The 8091-nt window shown below is 69.3% G+C and carries 7 protein-coding genes and 1 pseudogene; 5 read left to right on the forward strand and 3 right to left on the reverse strand.

Going from position 1 to position 8091, the window contains the following annotated elements; all coding sequences use genetic code 11:
• Positions 1-11: 11 nt before the first annotated feature.
• Positions 12-1856 (reverse strand): phosphoenolpyruvate carboxykinase (GTP), encoded by a 1845-nt coding sequence (locus E8A49_RS07145; RefSeq protein WP_293378220.1) that lies wholly within the window; start codon positions 1854-1856, stop codon positions 12-14.
• Between the two features lie 172 nt (positions 1857-2028).
• Positions 2029-4164 carry a S9 family peptidase gene (locus E8A49_RS07150; RefSeq protein ID WP_293378223.1) on the reverse strand — a complete coding sequence of 712 codons (2136 nt, stop codon included), beginning with the start codon at positions 4162-4164 and terminating at the stop codon, positions 2029-2031.
• 147 nt (positions 4165-4311) lie between these two features.
• Here E8A49_RS07150 and E8A49_RS07155 point away from each other — a divergent pair, with 147 nt between their 5' ends.
• Positions 4312-5322: an NAD-dependent epimerase gene (locus tag E8A49_RS07155; protein WP_293378226.1), complete on the forward strand. Its 1011-nt coding sequence runs from the start codon at positions 4312-4314 to the stop codon at positions 5320-5322.
• Here the strand turns inward: E8A49_RS07155 and E8A49_RS07160 are convergent.
• Positions 5319-6320 carry an alpha/beta hydrolase gene (locus tag E8A49_RS07160; RefSeq protein ID WP_293378229.1) on the reverse strand — a complete coding sequence of 334 codons (1002 nt, stop codon included), beginning with the start codon at positions 6318-6320 and terminating at the stop codon, positions 5319-5321. The genes E8A49_RS07155 and E8A49_RS07160 overlap by 4 nt on opposite strands.
• Before the next feature lie 192 nt (positions 6321-6512).
• Between E8A49_RS07160 and E8A49_RS07165 the strand changes: the two genes are divergently transcribed.
• The 4 genes and pseudogenes from E8A49_RS07165 to E8A49_RS07180 form a co-directional block, all read left to right on the forward strand.
• Entirely contained in the window at positions 6513-7115 is a 603-nt protein-coding gene (locus E8A49_RS07165; RefSeq protein WP_293378232.1) for a lytic transglycosylase domain-containing protein, read from the forward strand.
• A gap of 2 nt (positions 7116-7117) precedes the next feature.
• Positions 7118-7432 (forward strand): TrbC/VirB2 family protein, encoded by a 315-nt coding sequence (locus E8A49_RS07170; protein ID WP_293378235.1) that lies wholly within the window; start codon positions 7118-7120, stop codon positions 7430-7432.
• A gap of 4 nt (positions 7433-7436) precedes the next feature.
• Positions 7437-7721: a type IV secretion system protein VirB3 gene (locus E8A49_RS07175; protein ID WP_293378238.1), complete on the forward strand. Its 285-nt coding sequence runs from the start codon at positions 7437-7439 to the stop codon at positions 7719-7721.
• Positions 7718-8091: pseudogene (locus E8A49_RS07180) on the forward strand (VirB4 family type IV secretion/conjugal transfer ATPase); the annotation flags it as partial. The gene E8A49_RS07175 and the pseudogene E8A49_RS07180, both read left to right, overlap by 4 nt.

Below are 8091 nucleotides of genomic sequence, written 5' to 3' on the forward strand. Positions count from 1 at the left end.
GGTCGGCGGCGCTATTCCGCCGCCACCATCGCCGGGGTCTTTAGGCGGGCGGTCAGCGCATCCAGTTCGGCCCAGAGCGCGGCCGGCAGATGGTCGCCGAAGCGCTCGTAGAAGGCCGGCACCAGGGCCGCCTCCTGCCGCCAGATCTCCTCGTCCACCGTCAGCAGGAGGTCGAGCTGGGCCTGCGTCAGGCCCAGGCCCGTGACGTCCAGGCTGCCCGGCGCCGGCAGGCGGCCGATGGCGGTGTCCACCGCCTCGGCGCGGCCTTCCAGCCGCTCGACGATCCACTTCAGCACGCGGGCGTTCTCGCCATAGCCCGGCCAGACGAACTTGCCGCGCTCGTCCTTGCGGAACCAGTTCACGAAATAGATGCGCGGCAGCTTGGCCGGGTCCTTGGCCTTGGCGCCCATCTCCAGCCAGTGGCCGAAGTAGTCGCCCATGTTGTAGCCGCAGAACGGCAGCATGGCGAAGGGGTCGCGCCGCAGCTCACCGATGGCGTTCTCCGCCGCCGCCGTGCCTTCGGAGGCCACGTTGGAGGCCATGAACACGCCATGCGCCCAGTCGCGCGCCTCGTTGACCAGCGGCACGGCGCTGGCGCGGCGGCCGCCGAACAGGATGGCCGAGATCGGCACGCCGGCCGGGTCTTCCCATTCCGGGGCGATCACCGGGGTCTGCGAGGCCGGCACCGTGAAGCGGGCGTTCGGGTGGGCGGCGGGCTCCAGGCTCTCCGGCGTCCAGTCGCGGCCGCGCCAGTCGATCAGGTGCGCCGGCGTCTCGTCCGTCAGGCCTTCCCACCAGACGTCGCCGTCGTCGGTCAGGGCCACATTGGTGAAGATGCAGTTGGCGTGCAGGGCGGCCACGGCGTTGGCGTTGGTGCTTTCGCCGGTGCCCGGCGCCACGCCGAAGAAGCCGGCTTCCGGGTTCACCGCATAGAGCCGGCCGTCCTCGCCGAAGCGCATCCAGCAGATGTCGTCGCCGATGGTCTCGGCCTTCCAGCCCGCCAGCGTCGGCTGCAGCATCGCCATGTTGGTCTTGCCGCAGGCGCTCGGGAAGGCGGCGGTGATGTAGCGCACCTCGCCCTGCGGCGAGGTCAGCTTCAGCACCAGCATGTGCTCGGCGAACCAGCCCTCGTCGCGGGCCATCACCGAGGCGATGCGCAGCGCGAAACACTTCTTGCCCAAGAGCGCGTTGCCGCCGTAACCCGAGCCGTAGGACCAGATCTCCCGGGTGTTGGGGAAATGGACGATGTATTTGATTTCGTTGCAGGGCCAGGCGACGTCCTTGGTCCCATCGACCAGCGGCATGCCCACCGAATGCACCGCGGGAACAAAAAAGCCGTCCTCGCCGAGTTCGTCGAGGGCGGCCTGGCCCATGCGGGTCATGATCTTCATCGATACGGCGACGTAAGCCGAATCGCTGATCTCCACGCCGATGGCGCTGATCTTGGAGCCGAGCGGGCCCATGCAGAATGGGATCACGTACATCGTGCGCCCGCGCATGCAACCCTTGAACAGGTCTTTCAGGTCGGCCCGCATCTCGTCGGGGTCCAGCCAGTTGTTGGTCGGGCCGGCTTCCTCAGGCGTGTCGGAGCAGATGAAGGTGCGGCTCTCGACCCGGGCGACGTCGCGCGGATCGGAGGCGGCATAGAAGGAATTCTGGCGCTTGGCCGGATTCAGCCGCTTCAGGGTGCCGGCCGCGACGAGCTCGTCGGTGAGCTCCGTCCACTCGCCCTCGGAGCCGTCGCACCAGCGGACCCGGTCCGGCTCGGTCAGCGCAGCGATCTCACGAACCCACTCGATCAGCTTCGCGTGTTTCGTCGGCGCGGGCTCAAGTCCCGGGACGCTGGTTCGGCTCATACTAAAGCTCCTGGCCCCTAGAACCGCGCGGAATCAACGCCCTGGCGCGGCCAAAATTGAACAATCTCTTAAACGCAGAAAGCCGGCCTGCATACTACGGGCCAGCGATTCCGGACCACAGCCCTAACGCCTTGTCTGCGGATTGGATCGGCGCCGGACGCGCCGGCGGCGATCACTTTATGGCGCCCGGCTCCGGCGGCGGCGGCCCGTCCTTGAGGTAGTAGGCCAGCCAAGTCGCCACCTCGCCGTAGAAATGGCGGCTGTCCTCGGGCTTCAGGATCCAGTGCCAGGCGTCCGGCCAGACCAGGAGGCGGCTCGGCACCTTCATCCGCTGCAGGGTCGACCAGTTCTCCAGCGTGTTCCCGATCGGCACACGGAAATCGCGTTCGCCGATGGAGAGCAGCATCGGGGTCTTCCAGTTCTTGGCGTAGGTGATCGGGCTTTGGTCGCGCCAGACCGGGTTGCCCTCCCAGGGCGGACCGCCGTTGGTGACCTCGCGGCCATAGATGCCGTCGCTCATGCCCCACTGGCTTTCCAGATCCACCTCGCCGGCGTGGCTGACCAGGCATTTATAGCGGGTGGTGGTGGCCTCCAGCCAGTTGACCAGGTGGCCGCCATAGCTGGCGCCCAGCGCGCACATCTTGCTTCCGTCGATGTAGGCGTAGCGCTTCAGCGCCTCGTTCACCGCCTGGTCGATCTCCAGGCCCGGCGTCTTCAGGGGATCGAGCTTGATCGCCTGGGCGAACTTCTCGCCATAGCCCGTCGACCCCGTGTAGTCGCTCATCAGCATCACATAGCCGGGCGCGGTCAGCAGGTGGGCGTCCCAGCGCAGGCTGATCTGGTCAGAGTTCATGCTGGCCGCCCCGCCATGGATGAACACCAACAGCGGGTACTTCTTCGACGGATCGAAGCTCGGCGGCAGGAAGATCATGTTGTGGATCTTGCGCCCGCCCGCGCTGACGAAATCGAAGTGGATCGGCGGCGCCCAGTCGATGTTGGCGGCCTCGGCCGTGTCGACGTTGGTCAGGTTCGCGTGCGTTTTCGCCGCCGGATCGATGCGCACGATCTCCTGCGGGCTGACCGAGCTCGAATAGTTGGCGATCAGAACCGGCTTGGCGGCCTTCTGCGGAATGGTCAGCGCGCCATAGCCGCCATAGGCCGGCGCCATCACCAGGGCCGGTTTCCCGCCGGCGGTGGGCACGCTGTAGAGGTTGGTCTTCCCGGCCTCGGGAACCAGGATATAGGCGGTCTTGCCGTCGGGCGTGATCTGGAACCGCTCCGGCTCGCGGTCGAAGTCCTTGGCGACCTGGCCGATCTCGCCGCCGGCCGGCCACGCCACCTTGGAGAAGCGGGCCAGGTTGTAGACCTCGCCTTCGACGCGCGGATTGTAGTTGAAATAGAGGGTCTTGCCGTCGGCGCTAAAGGTGGGCTCGCGGAAGCCGCCCTTTTCCGGCGCGATCGGCGTCGCCTCGCCGCCGCCGTCGGCCGGCAAACGATAGAGCTGGTAGTTCACCTCGCTGTAGGCTGCGTTCCAGCGTTCCACGGTGGCGGAGAACACCACCTCCTTGCCGTCCGGGCTCCAGACCGGCGACAGCGAGATGCTGGTCTCGCCCTCGGGGCCCGAGAAGCCGGAGGTATGCGCCAGCTTGGTCGGCGACAGGATGTCCCTGGGCGTCGCGCCCGGCTCCAGGCCCACGACCTCGATGGCCGGCTGGCGCTCGTCCAGCCACTCGTTCCAATAGCGGATCGGGAAGTGCTCGTAGGTGCGGACGTTGTATTTACGGGCCTTGTGCGCGGCGATCGCCTTCTTGTTGGCCTCGTCGTCGAGCGCATTCGGATAGACCATGGTCTCGAACAGGATGGCCTGGCCATCGGGCCGCCACTTGGGGTTGGCCGCCGCCGTCGACAGGCTCGTCACCCGCCGGGCCTCACCGCCGGCGGCGATGTCCAGCACATAGACCTGGTCGACCTCGTCGCCCTCGCGCTTGGTGGTGAAGGCGAGCTTCGTTGAATCCGGCGACCAGACCACACCGTTCTCGCCCGCCTTGGTGTTGGTCAGCCGCCGTGGCGCGGCCCCGCCGGCCGCCGGGACCAGCCACAGGTCGCTCACCGTCTTGTCGTTCTCGTACGACGGCTCGACGATGGAGAAGACCACCCACTTGCCGTCCGGGCTGACCACGGGCGCGCCGACCCGCTTCATCATCCACAGGGCCTCATGCGTCAGGGGCGTCTTGGCCAGGACCGCCTGGGCCGGGACGAAGGCCGAGGCGGCCACGGCGGCGGCCGCCAGAAGGGTGGAAATCTTCATATCGCCCCCGCGAAACTCGAGAATGGCCTAGTCTTAAGACCCCTGGCGGCAGAGTCGAGCCGCCGGACTGGGCTTTGCAGGCGTGTTTGAACTTGACCCCGCGCGGTGGCGCGGCGGGTCGATCCGAGGCAGGAGTTGACGGCGAAAATGGCGATCCTGGTCACCGGCTCCGCCGGCTTCATCGGCTTTCACCTGTCGCGCCGCCTGCTGGAGCGAGGCGACGAGGTGGTCGGCCTGGACAGCCTGAACGCCTACTACGACCCGGCGCTGAAGGCCGCGCGCCTGGCGATCCTTGAAAGCCACCGCGGCTATCGCCACGCCAAGCTCGACTTGGCCGATGCCGACGGCGTCGCGGCCCTGTTCGCCGAGACCCGGCCCTCGGCGGTGGTCAACCTCGCCGCCCAGGCCGGCGTCCGCTACAGCCTGGAGAGCCCGCGCACCTATGTGGACTCCAACGTCGTGGGCTTCCTGAACATTCTGGAAGGCTGCCGAGCGACCCAGCCAGAGCACCTGGTCTTCGCCTCGACCAGCTCGGTCTACGGCGCGAACGGCAACCTGCCGTTCAACGTCCACAACGGCGCCAACCACCCGATCACCCTCTATGCCGCCACCAAGCTCGCCAACGAGGGCATGGCGCACAGCTACGCCCACCTGTTCGGCATCCCCTCGACGGGCTTCCGCTTCTTCACGGTCTACGGCCCCTGGGGCCGGCCCGACATGGCGCTCTTCAAGTTCACCGAGGCGATCCTCGCGGGGCGTCCCATCGACGTCTACGGCCAGGGCAGGATGCAACGCGACTTCACCTATGTCGCCGACATCGTCGACGGCCTGATCGCCGCCATCGACCGCCCCGCGCAGATCAATACCACCTGGGACCCGCAGCATCCCGACCCGGCCACCAGCGGCGTCGCGCCCTGGCGGGTGCTGAATCTGGGGAACAGCCAGCGCGTCGAACTCATGCGCTACATCCAGGTCCTGGAGGAAAAGCTCGGCATGAAGGCGGAGCTCAAGCTCCTGCCCATGCAGCCCGGCGACGTGGCCCGCACCGAGGCCGACGTCGCCGAGACCAAGGCGGCGCTCGGCTACGCCCCTTCGACGCCCATCGAGGTCGGCATCGGCGCCTTCGTCGATTGGTACCGCGACTACTACGGCCGCTAACGGGCGTGCGGCGGCGCGGGCTTGCGCGCGGCCTGCACCAGCTGCAGCGCCGCGTCGGCCACCACCTCGGGCCGCTCGATCATGATCAGGTGCGAGGACTTCACGAACCGCTGCTCGCTGGGATGGAAGCCTGAGGCGAGTTGCCGGTGGAACTCCTGCCAGGCGCGGCCGCCGGGATCGGTCGCCACGCCCGCGTCGCCGTCGCCCTTGGCCGCGGTCAACACGATGGCGGGGATGTCCTGCAGCAGGTCCCCGACCCGGTCGACCTCGTCGGAGGTGCTGGTGAACAGGGTGTCCAGCTCGGAGAGCCGGGTCTGCCAGGTCAGAGGCCGCAGCGCGGCCTGGCGCGCGGGAGCGTCGAGAATTGGCGGCGCGCAAGAGGCGACGGCGGGATCGTCGACGGTCTTCGGCGGCCCGCTGACCGCATCCAGGCACCGCTGCGCCTGGGCGCGCGTGCCCGCCAGGCTGCCCGCGTTCGGCCCGAACAGCAGCTCGAAGCGCTGGGTCTGATGGCTGACCGAGCTGTCGACGAACACCAGGCCCACCACGTCCTTGGGCCGGCGCGCCGCGAACAGCCGCGCGTAGAGCCCGCCCGCCGAATGCCCCACCACCACGAAGGGGCCGGAGATGTTGGCCGCCTGCAGGCCGTAGTCCAGGTCGCGGGCGATCGCCGCCCCGTCGCGCGGCATCGGCCCCGGATCGCTGAAGCCGTAGCCCGCCCGGTCATAGGCGCAGACCCGGGTCACCGGCGCGATCCGCGGGACGACCTTGCCCCAGGCGTTCGAGCCGGCGTTGTAGCCGGACTCCAGCAGGACGGTGGGCGCGCCACGGCCCGCGCAGCGGAAGTTCAGCTTACGGTGGTCGGGCAGGCTCACCAACTGGCCCGGCCGGGCGTAGGGATCGCCCACCGGCGGGGCGCCCCTCGCGGCGAACACACCCAGCGTCGCCAGCAGCGCAACCGCCGCCGCCAACCCTGCCATCAGGCTCCCGCGCGCCATCCGTCCCATCCTGTTCACCACTACCCCAACCGGCGGCCGGCGCCAGGGCCGGCGTCGGCTTTGCTGGAGACCAAACGCCGCGAAATCGTAGAAGGGGCTGGGCGAAGGTCCTTGAATGTCTCAGAAGAGTCGGAGGAACTTCCGAAGGGCGACGATGCGCGCCGCCGGGACGATGCGGGGGAAGCACGCACGATGAGACGCCTCGCCAGCCTGCCGATCCTCAGGATCGCCGCCGCCCTGGCCTCGGCGGCGCTGGCCTCGCCGGCGGCCGCCCAGGTGCTGGCCATCGGCGACGACGGCGCGGTGGCGACCTATTCCGGGCCAGCGGTCTATTCCAGCGAAGGCGTCCGGTCGCTGTCGCCGCAACCGACCGCTGCGGCGGCGCGCGCCACGCCGCAGGCGGTCAGCCAGGCGATCCAGGACGCCTCGGCGCGGCACGCCTTGAGCCTGCCGCTGGTCGAGGCCGTGGCCTGGCAGGAATCCCATTTCAACCAGGCCGCTGTCTCGCCGAAGGGTGCGATGGGCGTCATGCAGCTGATGCCGGGCACGGCCCGGACGCTGGGTGTCGACGCCCTGGACCTGAAGGGCAATATCGAGGGCGGCGTGGCCTATCTTTCCCAGATGCTGCAGAGGTTCGGCGGCGACCTGCCCCGCGCGCTCGCCGCCTACAACGCCGGCCCCGAGGCCGTGGAGCGCTTCGGCGGCGTGCCGCCCTATGCGGAGACGAAGGCCTATGTCGGCGCCATCCTGGACCGGCTGGGCGCCGTCACCGCGCCCGCCGTCCGCACGGAGTGACCATGAGACGAGCCGCCGCCCTTTCCTTGTCCGCGACCGCCGCGCTCGCCCTGGCCGGCCAGGCGCACGCCCAGGCGGGCGGCGACCCGGCCGGATCCTCGCCGCTGATCGCCGCCCTGGACTGGGTGCAGGGCACCCTGCTGGGCAACCTGGCGACCACCGCGGCGGTGATCGCCGTGGCGGCAGTGGGCTTCCTGATGCTGACGGGGCGCATGGACTGGCGGCGCGGCCTGACTGTGGTGGTCGGCTGCTTCATCATCTTCGGCGCGGTCTCCATCGTGGCGGGCATCCGCTCGCTGGCCGGCGGGCTGCATTAGCGCCATGGCCCGGCTCGACTCCGATCCGGTGTTCGCCGCCCTCACCCGGCCGCAGATGATCGGCGGGGTCACCTACGCCTTCGCGGTGTTCAACCTCATCGTCACCGTCGAGGCCTTCCTGATCACCCGCTCGTTCTGGGCGCTGGGCCTGGCGGGCGTGCTGCACGCCGTGGGCTACCTGGGCTGCCTGCGCGAGCCCAGGTTCTTCGATATCTGGATCACCAGGCTGCGCACCTGCCCGCGGGTGCCCAATTTCGGCTTCTGGCGCGGGAATTCGTACCGCCCATGAGCCCGAGCTTCCTCACCGCCGGCCTGGCGAGGATCGCGCCGCGCGAAGTGGCCGTCGGCGCGCGCCTGCCCTACCTGGGCCACCTCGACGACGTGACCCTGCAGACCCGCGACGGACTGCTCGTGCAGACCCTACACCTCGCCGGCTTTCCCTCAGAGACCGCGCCGGACGACGAGCTCAACTACCGCAAGGCGATCCGCGAGACCGTGCTGCGCGGCGCGGCCAGTTCGCGCTTGGCCATCTACCACCACGTCATCCGCCGCCGGGTGACGCCGGCCTTCCCGGATGCGCCGGAGGAGCCGTTCTGCGCCGCCCTCGACGCCGGCTGGCGCGAGCGGCTGGCCGGGCGCCGGCTCTACGTCAACGACAT

The organism is Phenylobacterium sp. (assembly GCF_004799515.1).
In the GTDB taxonomy this organism is placed as follows: domain Bacteria; phylum Pseudomonadota; class Alphaproteobacteria; order Caulobacterales; family Caulobacteraceae; genus Phenylobacterium.

Excerpts from the sequence above, each read along its gene's own strand:
- E8A49_RS07150 (WP_293378223.1), bottom strand. The coding sequence starts at position 4,164 with ATGAAGATTTCCACCCTTCTGGCGGCCGCCGCCGTGGCCGCCTCGGCC.
- E8A49_RS07145 (WP_293378220.1), bottom strand. The coding sequence starts at position 1,856 with ATGAGCCGAACCAGCGTCCCGGGACTTGAGCCCGCGCCGACGAAACAC.
- E8A49_RS07155 (WP_293378226.1), top strand. The coding sequence starts at position 4,312 with ATGGCGATCCTGGTCACCGGCTCCGCCGGCTTCATCGGCTTTCACCTG.
- E8A49_RS07165 (WP_293378232.1), top strand. The coding sequence starts at position 6,513 with ATGAGACGCCTCGCCAGCCTGCCGATCCTCAGGATCGCCGCCGCCCTG.
- E8A49_RS07160 (WP_293378229.1), bottom strand. The coding sequence starts at position 6,320 with ATGGCGCGCGGGAGCCTGATGGCAGGGTTGGCGGCGGCGGTTGCGCTG.
- E8A49_RS07175 (WP_293378238.1), top strand. The coding sequence starts at position 7,437 with ATGGCCCGGCTCGACTCCGATCCGGTGTTCGCCGCCCTCACCCGGCCG.
- E8A49_RS07170 (WP_293378235.1), top strand. The coding sequence starts at position 7,118 with ATGAGACGAGCCGCCGCCCTTTCCTTGTCCGCGACCGCCGCGCTCGCC.